This is a genomic window from Mycobacterium scrofulaceum (assembly GCF_002086735.1).
GTDB classification, from domain to species: domain Bacteria; phylum Actinomycetota; class Actinomycetes; order Mycobacteriales; family Mycobacteriaceae; genus Mycobacterium; species Mycobacterium scrofulaceum.
This window is the reverse complement of the sequence record NZ_MVIJ01000005.1, coordinates 1-15,707: the sequence shown is the minus strand read 5'-3', so window position 1 is coordinate 15,707 and position 15,707 is coordinate 1. Positions and strand designations below refer to the sequence as shown.

Below are 15,707 nucleotides of genomic sequence, written 5' to 3'. Positions count from 1 at the left end.
CCCTCGCCCAAGCCACACGCTGCGGCGGCGGACAAAAATCATTCGCCATGGTCCCATGGGTCAGGGTCCATGTCTCCGATCACAGGGGGATGGTTATGACCGGCGTGGGGTGGCGGCTCCAACCGGGGGCCGAAGGGTACGGCCGGGCCGCCTCCAAAGCCTCCGCCAGGCTTTACCGGTGGCGGCCCCTTCGGTGCGGGCGGCGATTCAAGCGGGGGTGCAGGCCGCGGCGCAGGTGCAGGCGCTGACCCGGGCGAAGGGGGCGCCACCTCGCCGGGAGCGACTGGAGGCAGCCGTCCCGGCGCAGGAGGCGGTAGCGGCTCGGGCGCCCGCGTGGTCTGCTCAAAGTATTCCAGTGGAGTTCGCCAGGAGTCTCCGGGACGCGGCTTGGGTACGAACGCCGTTCCATAGTCGCCGTCCTTCGGGTTGATGAAAACCACTTGACCATCCCGCAGCAGCGCTAACCCGCCTGACTTAATGCTGGTGCCGACGCGAGTGTCGGGGTCGTTCATCGCGTCGAAGATCCACCTGGCCAGGTCCTCCGGCGACTTCCCCGGAAAATGGTCCAACGCGTGACCGTGGGCAATTTCCGTCGCGACTTGAGCCTTCTGCTCTTCGGTCCAGCCCACAAATGGGTTATCCGTGGACCCTGGCGGCGGAGGGTCACGTTTGAACGTGTGATTGTCGACGGCTCGGACTTCGCGTTCGTGCGGCGACGTGGCAGCGGCGGGGTCCGGTGGAAACGTGTCACTAATACCGGTCGTAGCGGCGGTGACTTTGCCGGCGACTTGCTGGTCCAGCGCGACGGGCTGGGCCGCGCGTTGGCGGATATCGGCGGCGAAGGCCTGTGCCTGAGCTTGTCGGGCGGCACGAAATGTTGCGGACGCGCCGTAAAACCGGTCCGCGACCGAAAGGTCCTGTCCTACAGCGAATCCCGCCGCATCGGCGTCCTCAACCGCGTACCGCAGCCGGGAGCGGGCACCATACAAATCCGTTGCTCCGTTGCGGGCTACTTTGGCCGCTAAAAGAAGTTGGTCGGCGGCGCGGCTCGTTGCCATCATGTCGGCGTGAGTTCCCGTGCGCAGCGCTTGGGCGGCTTCGCCTTGCCAATCGACGACAATGAATCCCGCCAAACCTGGTTGGCCAGCGCGTAGCTACTGCTGCCGACGGCCTCCCAGTGATCGGCAGCCTGCGTCAAATGTTCAGTGGGCCAAGTCAACAGCTGCGATAGGCCAGGAACCGCTGCGATTGCGGACATTGCTAAAGACGGATCTGCGGAGGCACCACAGCGGCCTCCTCCTGTGCCGACGCAACCTCCGTAGCGTTATAGCGGCTGTCGGCTTCGGTGACGTGAGCCGCGCGGGCGCGCACTTGTGCGGACAACGCCGCCATGAATGCGTCGACTTCGATGTGGGCGGTCAGCACCGCGGCCGCACTAGCCTGACATGACAAGCCGAGCGCGGCCGAAGGCGCTGACAGATGCAGGTCGCCCACCCAAGCGCCCCAGCGGGTAGCCATCGCTTGCAGAGCAGCGGAATTCACGCGCAGCGGCTGCGGCATGGGCGGAAGTCTAATTCGGCTTGCTGCAGCCTACCAGCCACTTCGGCCCAGATCGCGCCAGTGGCGCAAGAGCGCTATCCCACCGGACGCGTCCACCTCCGGGTCACCGGATCGCACTGCAGCAGATAGCCGTCGTTCGAGGTGGTCATCGCGAACACCGACGTGCCCGGCCGGTCGCACGAGCTGCCGGAGGCGTGCACGCCCATGGTGATCGGGGCCTTGGCCCAGCTGTTGCCCTCGCAGACGATCTGCTCGCTGTTGGTCGGGTCGTAGGCCAGCTTGCCCACGTCGCCGCAGAGCCCGCCGAGCACGGGCGGCGCCGGGGTCGACGCCGCCGCGGACGTGCTGACGGCCTGGGCGGGGTCGCCCAGGTTGACGCCGGGCGGGACGTCACCGACCCGGGTGCCCACGACGGGCACCCGCACCACCGCGCCCTGGGCGCCGCATTCGTTGCTGAGCACGGTCTCGGTCACGGTGCCGCGCAGCGTGCCGTCGGCCTGCGGCGCCAGCGACCACGCGGCGGTCTCCTGCTGGGTGACCCCGGCCCCCGCCTGCCCGTCGGCCTGGGTGCAGCCCACCCTGTCCTGCTGCGGGGCGCCCTGCCAATAGCCGCCGACGAAGTGCAGCGTGTCCGTCCGGCCGTCGGCCGTCTGGTGCGCCGCGTCGTCCAGCCGGGTCCCGGTCGCCGCGCAGCCGTTGGTGGTGCACACCGAACGGAACGCCCACCAGCCGGTGGCCGGCCCGCTGTGGCGGATCGCGACGCCGTTGGTGGTCCGCTTGCTCTGGTCGTAGTCCAGCTTGTAGGTCCCGTTGAGCGCCGGCCCCCCGGATCTGGTCGGCGCCGGGACGGACGGTTTCGACGCGAGCGCCGGGCTGGCCTGCGGGGTGTCCGGCTCGACCGAGTACAGCACCGAGCAGGTGGCTGCCACCGCGACGAGCATCGCGCACACCAACCCGACCGCCCACCGCGTCCTGGCGGAGAACCGGCGGTGCGGCGCCGCAACGGCGCCGGGACGGGCGCGCGGGCCGGCCTCGGCGACGTCGCCCAACCGCTCGCCGACGGCCGCCGCAAACGCGCGGCACCGATCGAACCTGTCGTCGGGGTTCTTCGCCAGGGCCCGGCGGAACACCCCGTCGAGACGCGCCAGCTCCGGGCGGTGATCGCTGAGCCGGGGCGGATCCTCGTGCAGGTGCTGCCCGATCACGGCAATCGGATTCGAGTGCCGGAACGGCGGCGCCCCGGTGAGCAGGTGAAAAGCCGTTGCGGCCAAGGCGTATTGGTCCGCCCGTCCGTCGATGTTGGATCCGGTCAGTTGTTCGGGGGCGGCGTAGGCCACCGTGCCCACCGCCACGTTGGTCTCGGTGATCCCGCTGATGTCACCGAGGTGGCGCGCGACACCGAAGTCCGCCAACAGGATCCGGCGTTGTCCGTCCTCCGGATGGGTGAGCAGGATGTTGGCCGGTTTGACGTCGCGGTGCAGCAGCCCGCGGTCGTGCGCGTAGTCGAGGGCGCCCGCGACGGCCTCGACGATCGCGCACACCTCGCCGACCGGCATGCCGTCGTGGTAGCGCTCCTTGACCAGACGGGAGGCGTCGGTGCCCTCGACGTAGTCCATGGAAATCCAGAGGTGACCATTGAATTCGCCGCGGTCGTGCACGCCGACGACGTGCGGATGCCACAGCGTCGCGGCGAGATCGGCTTCGCGGTTGAACCTTTCGCGAAACTCGGGATCGGCGGTCACCGCCTCCGCCAGGACCTTGATGACGTCGCGCCGCGGCAACCGGGGATGCAGGGCCAGATACACTTCGGCCATCCCGCCCGCGCCCAGCTGCCGCAGGATCGTGTAACCCGCAAAGGGCGCCCCGCTGGTGACCGACGGGCGGGACCCGTCCGCCGAAGTCTCCGGGGCCGAGCCGACCGGCGGGACGCGGCGGAACAGGTGCGCGACCGTGACCGCGGGCAGCGACTGAAGGCCCGCACGCAGCGCCGCACCGGTCTGGCGCGGATTGCTCAGCAGCCGTCGCCCGGCGCCGATGCGCCGGGTGGCCCCCTTGTGTTCGTGCATCGATCGCCTCACCCCCTCGTAACCGGCCCGGCTCGCCACGGCGTTGCGGCCGGCACGACGATGCGCCCGGCATCTCCCCTCACGTACCGATCATGCCGGATCCCGTTGGGGGGTTCGACTTTCGAAGCTATGAAACCGTTATGAGTGCCCGGGTCGAAACATAGCGAAGTCACAGCCGATCCCAATAGAGACGACGCGGGACGCACCGATACTTGAATAGTGACTCGACCCGCCCCGCCCATCCTGACAATTCGGCACGACGGGTCCCATCGGTCTTTCGCGGCCGGCCACGAGGTGGTCGTCGGCCGCGACGTCCGGGCCGACGTGCGCATCGCCGATCCGCGGATCTCGCGCGCGCACCTGATCCTGCGCTTCGACCAAGGCCGTTGGCTGGCCATCGACAACGGCTCACTGAACGGGACCTATCTCAACGGCTATCGGATGCCGGTCATCGACGTCCACGACGGCCAGAGCATTCACGTCGGGAACCCGCAGGGGCCCAGGCTGACATTCGCCGTCGGGCCGCGGCAGGGTTACACGGACCGCCCGGGCCGGGCGCGGCAGAATCCGGAAGCCGGTCCGCCCACGCTGGTTTGGCCCGCGCCCGCCGAGCGGACGAATCCCACCCGGCGCCACGTACCGGCCGGGCCATCGAATTCGCCCGCACGGCAGCCGATTCCGGTGCCCCGCCAGGCGGCTGCGCCGCCCCGCGGGGCGCCGCCGGACGAGCGGACCGTCGTGCACGCCGGCGCACCGCCCCGGGCCGGGGGGACGCCACCCGCCGAACTCACCGTGGTCGACGCCAAGACGGCCGACGTGTCGAACCTGGCGACCCGCTTCGTGAAATTGCTGTCACCGCGCTCGTCGGCGGCCGCGGGCACGGCGGCCGCCATCACGATCGGCCGCGCGCCGGAGAACGACATCGTGGTCTCCGATGTGCTGGCCTCACGCCGGCACGCGACTCTGCTGCGGACGCCGCTGGGCACCGAGATCCGGGACAACAGCATCAACGGGACGTTCGTCAACGGCACCCGGGTGGGGTCGGCGATCCTGTCCGACGACGACGTCGTCACCATCGGCAACGTCGACCTCGTCTTCCGCGACGGCGCCCTGACCGAACGCGGCGAGGCCGCGACGCGCACCGGCGGGCTCGAGGTGCGCAACGTCAAGTACGTCGTCGACAACGGCAAACAGTTGTTGGACGATATCTCGCTGATCGCGCGGCCCGGAACGCTGACCGCCGTCATCGGCGGGTCGGGCGCCGGGAAGAGCACGCTGGCCCGGCTGATCGCCGGCTACACCACGCCCAGCGCCGGCTCGGTCACGTTCGAGGGCCACGACATCCACGCCGAATACGCGTCGCTGCGCAGCCGCATCGGCATGGTCCCGCAGGACGACGTGGTGCACCGCCAGCTGACGATCAACCAGGCCCTTGGCTACGCCGCCGAACTGCGCCTGCCACCCGACACCAGCAAACCCGACCGCGCGAACGTCGTCGCGCGGGTCCTCGACGAGCTCGACCTGACCAGGCACGCCGACACCCGGGTGGACAAGCTGTCCGGCGGCCAGCGCAAGCGCGCCTCGGTGGCGCTCGAGCTGCTCACCGGCCCATCGCTGCTGATCCTCGACGAGCCGACGTCCGGCCTCGACCCGGCCCTCGACCACCAGGTCATGACGATGCTGCGGCAGTTGGCCGACGCCGGCCGCGTGGTGATCGTGGTGACGCACATGCTGTCCTACCTGGAGACCTGCGACCAGCTGCTGCTGGTGGCCCCGGGCGGGAAGACGGCGTACTGCGGCCCGCCCGACCAGATCGGTGCGGCGATGGGCACCACCAACTGGGCGAAGATCTTCACCAAGGTGGGCGCCGACCCCGAGGAGGCCAACCGGCGCTTCGTCGAGCGGCGCGACGCGCAGAAGCCGAAGCTGGTGCCGGGCAAGGCCGACGAGCCGGGCGCCCTCGGTGAGCCGGTGCATACCAGTGTGCGGCGCCAGATTTCGACGGTCGCCCGGCGGCAGATCCGCCTGGTGGTCGCCGACCGCGCCTACTTCGTCTTCCTGGCGCTGCTGCCGTTCATCCTGGGCTCGCTTTCCCTGACCGTCCCGGGCGGCAACGGATTCCACCTGCCCGGCGCGACCGCCGGGACGCCCGACGAGGCGGCGCAGATCCTGGCGCTGCTGATGCCGGCCGCGGCGTTCATGGGCACCGCGCTGACGATCCGTGACCTGGTCGGCGAGCGCGCCGTCTTCCAGCGCGAGCAGGCGGTCGGACTGTCCACCACGGCCTACCTCCTCGCGAAGACGGCGGTGTTCTGCGGTTTCGCGATCCTGCAATCGGCGATCGTCACCTCGATCGTGGTGATCGGCAAGAGCGCGCCGACCCGCGGCGCCGTCCTGCTCGGCCATTCGGCCCTCGGGGCGACGATCGAGTTGTTCGCCACCGTCGCGGCCACCTGCGTGGCGTCGGCGGTTCTCGGCCTGGCGATTTCGTCGCTGGTCCGCTCGAGCGAGCAGATCATGCCGCTGTTCGTGGTGACGGTGATGGCGCAGCTGGTGCTGTGCGGGGGGATGGTTCCCGTGACCGGCCGGCTCGGGCTGGACCAGCTCTCCTTCGCGATGCCCGCGCGCTGGGGTTACGCGGCGGCCGCGTCCACGGTCGACCTGCGCCACCTGGTGCCCGATTCGCTGCTGTCCCAGGACCGGTTCTGGCAGCACACCCCGAAGGTCTGGCTGCTCGACATGGGCATGCTGGCGGCGTTGTCGCTGTTCTACGCCGGGTTCGTGCGGTGGCGAATCCGCTTGCGCCGCTAGGCCGGCGGCCCTAGATTTGCTCCGCGCCGCCGTCGACGAACACCTCGCCGCCGGTCATGAAGCTGCTTTCCCCGGAGGCGAGGAAAAGCACGGCGGCGGCGACTTCCTCGGGCCTGCCCAGACGGCCCATCGGGACCTTGGCCGCCTCGCCCTCGCGTAGTTCCTGTTCCCGCCCCGCGGGCGCCAGTCCCAGGAGGCCCGGCGTCTCGACCGGTCCGGGAACGACGGTGTTGACCCGGATGTCGCGCCCGACGAGCTCGGCGGCCCAGGTCCGACCGAACGAGCGGATCGCCGCCTTGGTCGCCGCATACACGCTGAACGCCGGGGTTCCGTTGTACGCGGCGGTCGAACCGGTCAGCACGATCGAGGCGCCACGATTGAGTAACGGCAGCATCGCCTGGACGGTGAACAGCGTGCCTCCCACGTTGGTCATGAACGTCGAAGTGAAGTGTTCGACCGAGATCTCCCCTAACGCAGCGAATTCGCCGCCCCCGGCATTGGCGAAGATCACGTCGAGGCCCCGTCCTCGGGACTCGATGACGTCGGCCACCGCCGCGACGTCGTCGAGGTCGGCCACGTCCGCGCGCACGCCCGTTGCCTGTGCACCGATCGACGCCACCGCGGCGTCGATGGTGTCCTGATTGCGACCGGTCAGCACGACGTGGGCGCCTGCGGCGGCCAACCGCTGCGCGGCCGCCAGCCCGATGCCCGAGTTTCCGCCGGTGACGAGCGCCGTCTTTCCGCTGAGGTCGCCCACTGTGACCCTCCCAAGTGATCCGCTTGACTTCGACATGGCCTCCCGATGGGCCGGCCCGGCAACTAGAGTAGGTCCATCCATCCGCCCAAGCACGAGACGTTCGACCTGATCGCCCGCACCAACACCGATCCCAAGGGCATCGTGCGGGCCGTGGACGACTACGCGGTCCGCCCCTGGGGCCTCTACGTCGCGCGGCCGACTCCCGGCCGCGACCAGTTCCACTACCTCGAGTCGTGGCTGCTGCCGTCGCTGGGCCTGCGCGCCACGGTCTTTCACTTCAGTCCGGGCCATGAACGCGATCACGACTACTACCTCGACGTGGGCGAGTACACGCCCGGGCCCCACGTCTGGCGTTCCGAAGACCATTACCTCGACATCGAGGTCCGCACCGGCGACGGCGCGGACCTGGCCGACGTCGACGAGCTGCTGGATGCCGTCCGGCACGGCTTGTTGACCCCCGAGGCCGCCGAGCGGGCGGTGCGCCGCGCCGTGGACGCCGTGGCGGGGTTGGCCCGCAACGGCTATGACCTGTCCCGCTGGCTGGCCGGCCACGGGATGGAGCTGACGTGGCGCCCGAGGTAACGGCCGGCCTGCGGGACGCGCTGCCCGACGAGGCGGTGCCCGACTGGCGCGCCCCCACGCTGGCCACCCTGACCGACGAGCGGTTCTCCGATCCCCAGTGGATCTTCGAGCGCAAGTTCGACGGGATGCGCTGCCTGGCGTTCCGGGACGGCGACCGGCTGCGGCTGTTGTCGCGAAACCGCCAGCCGCTCAACGGGACCTACCCGGAGCTGGTCGACGCGCTGGCCGCGCAACCCTGCGGCCGCTTCGTGCTGGACGGCGAGGTGGTGGCGTTCGACGGGCGGCGCACCAGCTTCGCCCGGCTGCAGGGCCGGCTGGGCATCACCGACCCCGAGCTGGCCCGCGCGTCGCCGGTCCGCGTCTTCTACTACGTCTTCGACCTGCTGCACCTGGACGGCAAGTCGACGGTCGACGCGCCGCTGAGATGGCGTAAGCGGCTGCTGCGCAAGGCGATCGATTTCGGCGGTCCGCTGCGGTACACCCCGCACCGGGTCGCCGACGGACTGGCCGCCTACCGCGCGGCCTGCGAGCGCGGCGACGAAGGGGTGATCGCGAAACTGGCCGACTCCCGATACGACGGCGGGCGCTCGAAGAATTGGCTGAAGTTCAAGTGCGTGCGGGACCAGGAGTTCGTGGTCGGTGGTTACACCAGCCCCAAGGGCAGCCGCGTCGAGTTGGGCGCGCTGCTGCTGGGCTATTACGACGGCCCCGACCTGGTCTACGCGGGCAAGGTGGGCACGGGCTTCGACGACGCCGCGCTGCGTCGCCTCCACGAGCGGCTGTCGGCCATCGCGCGGGACGCGCCGCCGTTCACCCGCGGCCTGGTGCGGGAGACCGGCGCCCATTGGGCCCGCCCGGAACTGGTGGTCCAGATCGGTTTCACCGAGTGGACCCGCGACGGAAAGCTGCGCCATCCGCGTTACCTGGGCGTCCGCACGGACAAGGACGCCGCCGAGGTGGTACGGGAGGCCGGGGCCTGATTACCTGGTCCCCGGTTCACGCCGGGCGTAATGTCAGCGGCTATGAGCTGTACCGGCCGCAGGCTGCTGCCGATCACCGCCGTGACGATCGTCGCCGTCGGCTCCCAGGTGAGCCCGCCGACCGCGCGGGCGGACCTGCACAACATCACCTACCGCGCCCGGATCGACGCGCTGACCACCGGCAGCCAGGCCACGTTCGTCATCACCGGCGGCCAGACGAACACCACCAACCTTCCGTCCATGCCCGGCAACGTCTTCGAGGCCAACACGGTGCTGCCCGACCCGCAGCAGGCCGGCCTGCGGATTGTGCTGCACTTCCCGTACTCGGCGAACGTGCACTGCGAGATGGACGTCGACGACAGCGTTTTCACCCAGGCCGACCAGCTGGTCAAGCCGGCACCCGGCAGCGCCGATCCCAACAACGGTGCCCTGGCCTGCGGCGCGCCCGTCCCGGGTTAGGCCGGGCCGCGAGGGTGCCACCCTGTGGAGTCCGCCCACGCCCACGCGCGCCGGTAGGCGTCGGGGAACCACGGCTCCTTGGCGTCGGCATAGGACGCGGTGTCACCACCCGCCCGGCCTTCGGCCGACCGCTTGACGGCGACGTATTCGGCCCGCACGTCCGACTCCGCGGTCAGCCAGTCCACGAACAGCAGCGCGAACTGCTGGTTGGGCCAGCCGTCCACCCGGATGTGCACGTTCGTCGGCCGGCCGGGATCCGCCGAGGCATGAATCCGCTTGTCCCACAACGCTTCTTCGTCGCTGTGGTCATACCGGTCGACGACGCTGCGGGCATCCGGTTTGGCGACATCGGAGGTGATCCGCTCGATGCGGGGGTAGCCGGCCGCCAGTAGGGGCTCGGCGAGTTCGTCGGCGACCGCCAGGGATTCGACGGTGATCTGCATGTCGATGACGTCCTTGGCCTCGAGGCCCGGCACGGCGGTCGAACCGATGTGGTCCACGCGGATCGCCCGGTGACCGCAGGCGGTCTGCAACCGGTTGACGATCCGCCGCGCCTGATCCGGCCAGCTGGGATCCGGCAGCACCAGCCGCGCCGCCGGCTCGGCGGGCCGACGTCGGGCAAGGTTGTGCGCGAACGGCAGGATCCGGTTGTCCCACAGGTCGTAAGCCCGTTTCACCAGCTCCTCGGGGCTGTCCGAGTTGTCCACCCAGACGTCGGCGACGGCCCGGCGCTGCTCCTCGGTGGCCTGCGCGGCGATCCGGGCGCGGGCGTCCTCCTCGGGCATGCCGCGCTGGTCGACCAGCCGCCGCACCCGCACCTCGACATCGGCGTGCACCACGACGACAAGCGGGAACAGCGGCGCCATCCCCGACTCCACCAGCAGCGGAATGTCTTCGACGACAACCGAATCGCCGGGCACCGAGGCGATGATCTCGGCGCGGCGCTTGCCGACCAGCGGATGAACGATGCCGTTCAGCCGTTGCCGCGCCTCGTCATCACGGAAAGCCTTGGCGGCCAACGCCGGACGATCCAGCGAACCGTCGGGCAGCAGGATGTCGTCACCGAACGCCTCGACCAGCGCCGCCAGTCCCGGGGTGCCCGGCTGGACCACCTCGCGCGCGATGACGTCGCCGTCGACGATGACCGCACCGCGTTTCGCGAAGGTGGCCGACAGCGCCGACTTGCCGGCGCCGATGCCACCGGTCAACCCGATACGCAGCATGCGGGACCGTTATGCGTTGCCGGCGAGTTTCTCCCGCAGCGCGGCCAACTGGGCGTCGCTGGCCAGCGACCCGCCGGCCGCCTTCTCCTCGCGCGCACCGCCGTTCCCCGACGACTGCTCGGCGTGCCCGGCCGCCTCGGCCGCGGCGAACTTCTCCATCTGCGCCGTGTGCATCTTGTGCCGGCGCTCGGCCTCGGCGTAGCGGGCCTCCCACTCGGCGCGCTGAGTCTCGAACCCCTCGAGCCACTCGTTGGTCTCGGCGTCGAAGCCCTCGGGGAAGATGTAGTTGCCCTGCTCGTCGTAGCTGTCGGCCATGCCGTACTTCGCCGGGTCGAATTCCTCGGTGTAGTCCTCGTTGGCCTGCTTGAGCGACAACGAGATCCGGCGGCGCTCCAGGTCGATGTCGATGACCTTGACCATCGCGTCGTCGCCGACGGCGACCACCTGGTCGGGCACCTCGACGTGGCGCTCGGCCAGCTCGGAGATGTGCACCAGGCCCTCGATGCCCTCCTCGACGCGGACGAACGCGCCGAAGGGCACCAGCTTGGTGACCTTGCCGGGCACGATCTGCCCGATCGCGTGCGTGCGGGCGAAGTGCCGCCACGGGTCTTCCTGAGTCGCCTTGAGCGACAACGAAACCCGCTCGCGGTCCATGTCGACGTCGAGCACCTCGACGGTGACCTCGTCGCCCACCTGGACGACCTCCGACGGGTGGTCGATGTGCTTCCAGCTCAGCTCGGAGACGTGTACCAGGCCGTCCACCCCGCCGAGGTCGACGAACGCGCCGAAGTTGACGATGGACGAGACGACACCCTTGCGGATGGCGCCCTTCTGCAGCTGGTTGAGGAACTCGCTGCGGACCTCGGACTGGGTCTGCTCCAGCCAGGCGCGCCGCGACAGCACCACGTTGTTGCGGTTCTTGTCCAGTTCGATGATCTTGGCCTCGATCTCCTTGCCGATGTACGGCTGCAGATCGCGGACCCGGCGCATCTCGACCAGCGACGCGGGCAGGAAGCCGCGCAGGCCGATGTCGAGGATCAGGCCACCCTTGACCACCTCGATGACGGTGCCCTTGACGGCCTCGTCCTTCTCCTTGAGCGCCTCGATGGTGCCCCAGGCGCGCTCGTACTGCGCGCGCTTCTTGGACAGGATCAGCCGGCCCTCTTTGTCCTCCTTGGTGAGAACGAGAGCCTCGACCTCATCGCCCACGGAAACGACCTCGTTGGGGTCGACGTCGTGCTTGATGGAGAGCTCGCGGGCGGGGATGACGCCCTCGGTCTTGTAGCCGATGTCGAGGAGCACCTCGTCCCGGTCCACTTTGACGATCGTCCCCTCGACGATGTCGCCATCGTTGAAGTACTTGATCGTTTTGTCTATTGCGGCAAGAAAATCCTCGCTGGAGCCAATGTCGTTGACGGCTACTTGGGGCGAGGTGACGGTGGGACTCGGCATGTGGTGGGTTGCTCCGGACAGGTTGGGTCGTAGGGATAAATCTGGGATTTACCCATTGAGGCTACTCGACTGCATACACGCTGGCCAAACCCGGGCGCCTCGCCACCTGCGCCGTCCGGTTGTTTGTCCACGATGAAAGTGCCGCGGGCGCCGATTTCGGGCCAATTGTTCACCGGGCGGTCACCTTTGCGGGCGCGCCCGCGCGTCGAATGCCGCGGATCGTCAGAACGCGGCGATCAGCACGACGCCACCGACCATCAGGACGCCGCCGAGCGCCCGCAGCGGGGTGATCGGATGAGGATCGACCCGCAGCCAGCCGAAATGGTCGACGACCAGCGACATGATCAGTGCCGACGTGACCGTGAGGCCCATGAAGGTGCCAGCGCCGATGCGGTTGACCAGCGTGAGGCCCGCGTACACCTGGACGGCCCCGACCAGGCCGCCGATGACGGCCCACCACGGCATCGACGCGACGTCCTTGGTGGTCGGCAGCGGCTTCGAGAGGACCAGGAACGCCGCGACGAAGAAGACCGTGATGACGGCGAACGAGACCGCCGACGCCAGCCACGGGTTGATCAGGTGCTTGTAGAGCTGGCCGTTCATCGCCGCTCCGCAGGTCTGCAGCGCGCCGCCCAGGATGACGAACGGGATGATCCATCCTGCGTTCATGGCACTCCTTGTACTCCTTGTCCGGGGAGCCGACGGCGTCGGAGCCGTTGACCCGGCAGCCCCGTTGCAAACCTCCCCGGCGCGGGGCCGCCGAGCGACTCAGTGGGCGGCGGAATCCCAGCTGCGGCCATACCCGACGGACACCTCCAGCGGGACGTCCAGCGGGTAGGCGCCGCCCATCTTCTCGCGCGCCAGCGCCTCGAGCCGCTCCCGCTCGCCGGGCGCCACCTCGAACAGGAGTTCGTCGTGCACCTGCAGCAGCATGCGGGATTTCAGCCCGGCCTCCTTGATCGCCTTGTCGACCTCGATCATCGCCACCTTGATGATGTCGGCGGCGCTGCCCTGGATGGGCGCGTTGAGCGCCGCGCGCTCGGCGGCCTCCCGCACCTGGCGGTTGCTGCTGTCCAACTCGGGGAGGTAGCGGCGGCGACCCAGCACCGTCGAGGTGTAGCCGTCCTTGCGGGCCTGGTCCACGATGTTCATCAGGTAGTCGCGCACCCCGCCGAAGCGGGCGAAGTAGGCGTCCATCTGCTCCTTCGCCTCCTCGGTGGAGATCTTCAGCTGTTGCGACAGGCCGTAGGCGCTCAATCCGTAGGCCAGCCCGTACGACATCGCCTTGACGCGGCGGCGCAGCTCGGCGGTGACCTCCTCGATCGGCACCCCGAACGCCCGCGACGCGACGAACGAGTGCAGGTCCTCCCCCGTGTTGAAGGCCTCGATGAGCCCCTCGTCGCGGGACAGGTGCGCCATGATGCGCATCTCGATCTGGCTGTAGTCGGCGGTCATCAGCTCGCTGTAGCCGTCGCCGACCACGAACGCGTCGCGGATCCGCCGGCCGGCCTCGGTGCGAATCGGAATGTTCTGCAGGTTCGGCTCGGTCGACGACAGCCGGCCGGTCGCCGCGATGGTCTGGTTGAAGGTGGTGTGGATCCGCCCGTCCGAGGCCACCGAAGCCAGGAGGCCGTCGACGGTGACCTTGAGCCGGGTGACGTCGCGGTGGGTGAGCAGGTGCTGCAGGAACGGGTGGCCGGTCTTGTCGAACAGCGACTGCAGGGCGTCGGCGTCGGTGGTGTAGCCGGTCTTGGTGCGCTTGGTCTTCGGCATCTCCAGCTCGTCGAAGAGCACCGTCTGCAGCTGCTTGGGCGAGCCCAGGTTGATCTGCTTGCCGATCACCGCGTAGGCCGCTTCGGCCGCGTCGCGGATCTGGTGGGCGAAATCGCTCTGCAGCTCGCCGAGCAGCTCCAAATCGACGGCGATGCCGGTGTGTTCCATCCCGGCCAGCACCCGCTGCACCGGCAACTCCATGCCGCCCAGCAGCGACGTGGAGTTGATCCGGGCCAGCTCCTCGTCGAGCGCGTCGGCCAGATCCAGCACCGCCACCGCGCGCAGGATCAGCGTCTGCACCGCTTGGTCGTCGGTCCCCTCGTCATCGTCGAGCAGCGAAAGCTGTTGCTGCTCGGCCGTTTCCGCGCGGAGTTCGCGACGCAGGTAGCGCAACGACAAGTCCTCGAGGGAGAAGCTGCGCTGCCCGGGGCGCACCAGGTAGGCGGCCAGCGCGGTGTCGGAGGTGACGCCGGCCAGCGTCCAGCCCCGCCCGGCGAGGTCGTGCATGGCCAGCTTGGCCTCGTGCAGCGCCTTGGGCGGGCCGGGGTCGGCCAGCCAGGACGCCAGCGCCGCCTCGTCGTCGGGTTGCAGCGCCGAGGTGTCGATGTAGCGGCCCTCGCCGTCAGCCGACACGATGGCCAGGGCGGTGGCGTCGGCGTCGTAGGCCAGGTGGGTGCCGACGACGGCCAGCCCGAATCGCTTGCCCGAGCTGTGCTCGGCCAACCACACCGCCAGCTCGCCGGGCTGCAGCGCGCCGCCGCGCACGTCGAACCCGGCGTCGACCTCGGGCTCCACCGCCGCCAGCGTCTCGAACAGCCGGTCGCGCAGGACCCGGAACTCCAGGTCGTCGAAGAGCCGGTGGATCTGGTCGCGATCCCACGGCTGCATCCGCAGCGTGTCCGGGGTCTGCGCCAGCGGCACGTCCTTGACGAGATCGGTGAGCTCGCGGTTGCGGATCACGCCGGCGAGGTTGGCGCGCAGCGCGTCGCCGACCTTGCCGCGGACCGAGTCGACGTTGTCGACCAGCCCCTGCAGCGAGCCGTATTCGGCGATCCACTTGGACGCGGTCTTCTCCCCGACGCCGGGGATGCCGGGCAGGTTGTCGCTGGGATCGCCGCGCAGGGCGGCGAAGTCGGGGTACTGCGTGGGGGTCAGCCCGTACTTCTCGACGACGGCCTCGGGCGTGAACCGGGTGAGCTCGCTGACGCCCTTGCGCGGGTAGAGGACGGTCACGTCGTCGCTGACCAACTGCAGCGAGTCCCGGTCCCCGGTGACCACCAGCACGCGGAAGCCCTGGTGTTCGGCCTGGGTGGCCAGCGTCGCAATGAGGTCGTCGGCTTCGAAACCCTGCTCGGCGAGCACCGTGATGCCCAGCGCGTTCAGCACTTCCTTGGTGATGTCGATCTGGCCGTGGAACTCGTCGGGCGTCGAGGAGCGGTTCGCCTTGTACTCCGGGTACCGCTCGGAGCGGAACGTCTGCCGGGACACGTCGAACGCCGCGGCGACGTGGGTCGGCGCCTCGTCGCGCAGCAGGTTGATCAGCATCGCGGTGAAGCCGTACACCGCGTTGGTGGTCAGGCCGCCGCGGGTCTTGAAGTTCTCGGCGGGCAGCGCGTAGAAGGCCCGAAACGCCAGCGAATTGCCGTCGAGCAACATCAGTGTCGGCTTGGTGTGTTCCTCGGTCTTCGGAGCGGGCGGAGCGGGCACGGCTATCACTCTAGGCACCCCGACCGACGAGCCAGGCGCTGCCGCAGAACTGCAACACGTTTCAGTTTCGCATCGGGGCTGGGTAGTCTGGCCAAGTGCCAGAGGTCACCAGTCAACAACCCGCGATCGACGGATGGTTCGCCACCGATGAAGCCGGCAAGCCCCACCTGATCGGCGGCAAATGCCCCGCGTGCGGCACCTACGTCTTCCCGCCCCGCGAGAACAACTGCCCCAACCCGGGCTGCGCCAGCGACACCTTGGAGGCCGTCGCGCTGTCGACCCGCGGAACGCTGTGGAGCTACACCGAGAACCGGTATCCGCCGCCCCCGCCCTATCC

The 15,707-nt window shown here is 69.5% G+C and carries 13 protein-coding genes and 2 pseudogenes; 8 read left to right on the top strand and 7 right to left on the bottom strand.

What is annotated here, in order from left to right; translation table 11 throughout:
* Positions 1-677 precede the first annotated feature (677 nt).
* Complete coding sequence (locus BST44_RS05150; protein ID WP_083175444.1) at positions 678-1,025, top strand: hypothetical protein; 348 nt, start codon at positions 678-680, stop codon at positions 1,023-1,025.
* A gap of 235 nt (positions 1,026-1,260) precedes the next feature.
* Here BST44_RS05150 and BST44_RS05145 read toward each other — a convergent pair whose 3' ends face one another.
* Both BST44_RS05145 and BST44_RS05140 read right to left on the bottom strand, forming a co-directional pair.
* Positions 1,261-1,560 (bottom strand): hypothetical protein, encoded by a 300-nt coding sequence (locus tag BST44_RS05145; RefSeq protein WP_007169720.1) that lies wholly within the window; start codon positions 1,558-1,560, stop codon positions 1,261-1,263.
* Positions 1,561-1,634: 74 nt separating this feature from the next.
* Positions 1,635-3,626, bottom strand: a complete 1,992-nt coding sequence (locus BST44_RS05140; RefSeq protein ID WP_083175578.1) for a serine/threonine-protein kinase — start codon at positions 3,624-3,626, stop codon at positions 1,635-1,637.
* A 219-nt stretch (positions 3,627-3,845) separates the two neighbouring features.
* Here BST44_RS05140 and BST44_RS31655 point away from each other — a divergent pair.
* From BST44_RS31655 to BST44_RS31645, 3 genes and pseudogenes are all read left to right on the top strand, one after another.
* Positions 3,846-4,718: pseudogene (locus tag BST44_RS31655) on the top strand (FHA domain-containing protein); the annotation flags it as partial.
* 126 nt (positions 4,719-4,844) lie between these two features.
* Positions 4,845-5,207: pseudogene (locus BST44_RS31650) on the top strand (ATP-binding cassette domain-containing protein); the annotation flags it as partial.
* A gap of 90 nt (positions 5,208-5,297) precedes the next feature.
* Positions 5,298-6,437, top strand: coding sequence for an ABC transporter permease (locus tag BST44_RS31645; RefSeq protein WP_439330696.1), 1,140 nt, complete (start codon positions 5,298-5,300; stop codon positions 6,435-6,437).
* Positions 6,438-6,447: 10 nt separating this feature from the next.
* Here BST44_RS31645 and BST44_RS05130 read toward each other — a convergent pair whose 3' ends face one another.
* Positions 6,448-7,194 carry an SDR family oxidoreductase gene (locus tag BST44_RS05130; RefSeq protein ID WP_083175443.1) on the bottom strand — a complete coding sequence of 249 codons (747 nt, stop codon included), beginning with the start codon at positions 7,192-7,194 and terminating at the stop codon, positions 6,448-6,450.
* Between the two features lie 141 nt (positions 7,195-7,335).
* Between BST44_RS05130 and BST44_RS05125 the strand changes: the two genes are divergently transcribed.
* From BST44_RS05125 to BST44_RS05115, 3 genes are read left to right on the top strand one after another with little or no spacing between them, the layout of a single operon-like run.
* A complete protein-coding gene (locus BST44_RS05125) occupies positions 7,336-7,776 on the top strand; it encodes a ribonuclease FAU-1 family protein (RefSeq protein WP_142274357.1) in 441 nt (146 codons plus the stop codon).
* Entirely contained in the window at positions 7,761-8,756 is a 996-nt protein-coding gene (gene ligD / locus BST44_RS05120) for a non-homologous end-joining DNA ligase (protein ID WP_083175440.1), read from the top strand. Before BST44_RS05125 ends, ligD begins: the two co-directional genes overlap by 16 nt.
* A 42-nt stretch (positions 8,757-8,798) precedes the next feature.
* Complete coding sequence (locus BST44_RS05115; RefSeq protein ID WP_083175438.1) at positions 8,799-9,215, top strand: hypothetical protein; 417 nt, start codon at positions 8,799-8,801, stop codon at positions 9,213-9,215.
* Here the strand turns inward: BST44_RS05115 and coaE are convergent.
* From coaE to polA, 4 genes are all read right to left on the bottom strand, one after another.
* Positions 9,212-10,438: a dephospho-CoA kinase gene (gene coaE / locus BST44_RS05110; protein WP_083175437.1), complete on the bottom strand. Its 1,227-nt coding sequence runs from the start codon at positions 10,436-10,438 to the stop codon at positions 9,212-9,214. The genes BST44_RS05115 and coaE overlap by 4 nt on opposite strands.
* 9 nt (positions 10,439-10,447) lie before the next feature.
* Positions 10,448-11,890, bottom strand: a complete 1,443-nt coding sequence (gene rpsA / locus BST44_RS05105; protein WP_065446072.1) for a 30S ribosomal protein S1 — start codon at positions 11,888-11,890, stop codon at positions 10,448-10,450.
* 222 nt (positions 11,891-12,112) lie between these two features.
* Positions 12,113-12,559 carry a DMT family transporter gene (locus BST44_RS05100; protein ID WP_083175435.1) on the bottom strand — a complete coding sequence of 149 codons (447 nt, stop codon included), beginning with the start codon at positions 12,557-12,559 and terminating at the stop codon, positions 12,113-12,115.
* Between the two features lie 99 nt (positions 12,560-12,658).
* Positions 12,659-15,319 carry a DNA polymerase I gene (gene polA / locus BST44_RS05095; RefSeq protein ID WP_167380156.1) on the bottom strand — a complete coding sequence of 887 codons (2,661 nt, stop codon included), beginning with the start codon at positions 15,317-15,319 and terminating at the stop codon, positions 12,659-12,661.
* Positions 15,320-15,465: 146 nt separating this feature from the next.
* Here polA and BST44_RS05090 point away from each other — a divergent pair.
* Positions 15,466-15,707: Zn-ribbon domain-containing OB-fold protein (locus BST44_RS05090; protein ID WP_244184729.1), on the top strand; the 242-nt coding region annotated here is incomplete at its 3' end.

Excerpts from the sequence above, each read along its gene's own strand:
- BST44_RS05115 (WP_083175438.1), top strand. The coding sequence starts at position 8,799 with ATGAGCTGTACCGGCCGCAGGCTGCTGCCGATCACCGCCGTGACGATC.
- BST44_RS05140 (WP_083175578.1), bottom strand. The coding sequence starts at position 3,626 with ATGCACGAACACAAGGGGGCCACCCGGCGCATCGGCGCCGGGCGACGG.
- polA (WP_167380156.1), bottom strand. The coding sequence starts at position 15,319 with ATGTTGCTCGACGGCAATTCGCTGGCGTTTCGGGCCTTCTACGCGCTG.
- BST44_RS05145 (WP_007169720.1), bottom strand. The coding sequence starts at position 1,560 with ATGCCGCAGCCGCTGCGCGTGAATTCCGCTGCTCTGCAAGCGATGGCT.
- BST44_RS31645 (WP_439330696.1), top strand. The coding sequence starts at position 5,298 with ATGACGATGCTGCGGCAGTTGGCCGACGCCGGCCGCGTGGTGATCGTG.
- coaE (WP_083175437.1), bottom strand. The coding sequence starts at position 10,438 with ATGCTGCGTATCGGGTTGACCGGTGGCATCGGCGCCGGCAAGTCGGCG.
- rpsA (WP_065446072.1), bottom strand. The coding sequence starts at position 11,890 with ATGCCGAGTCCCACCGTCACCTCGCCCCAAGTAGCCGTCAACGACATT.
- BST44_RS05100 (WP_083175435.1), bottom strand. The coding sequence starts at position 12,559 with ATGAACGCAGGATGGATCATCCCGTTCGTCATCCTGGGCGGCGCGCTG.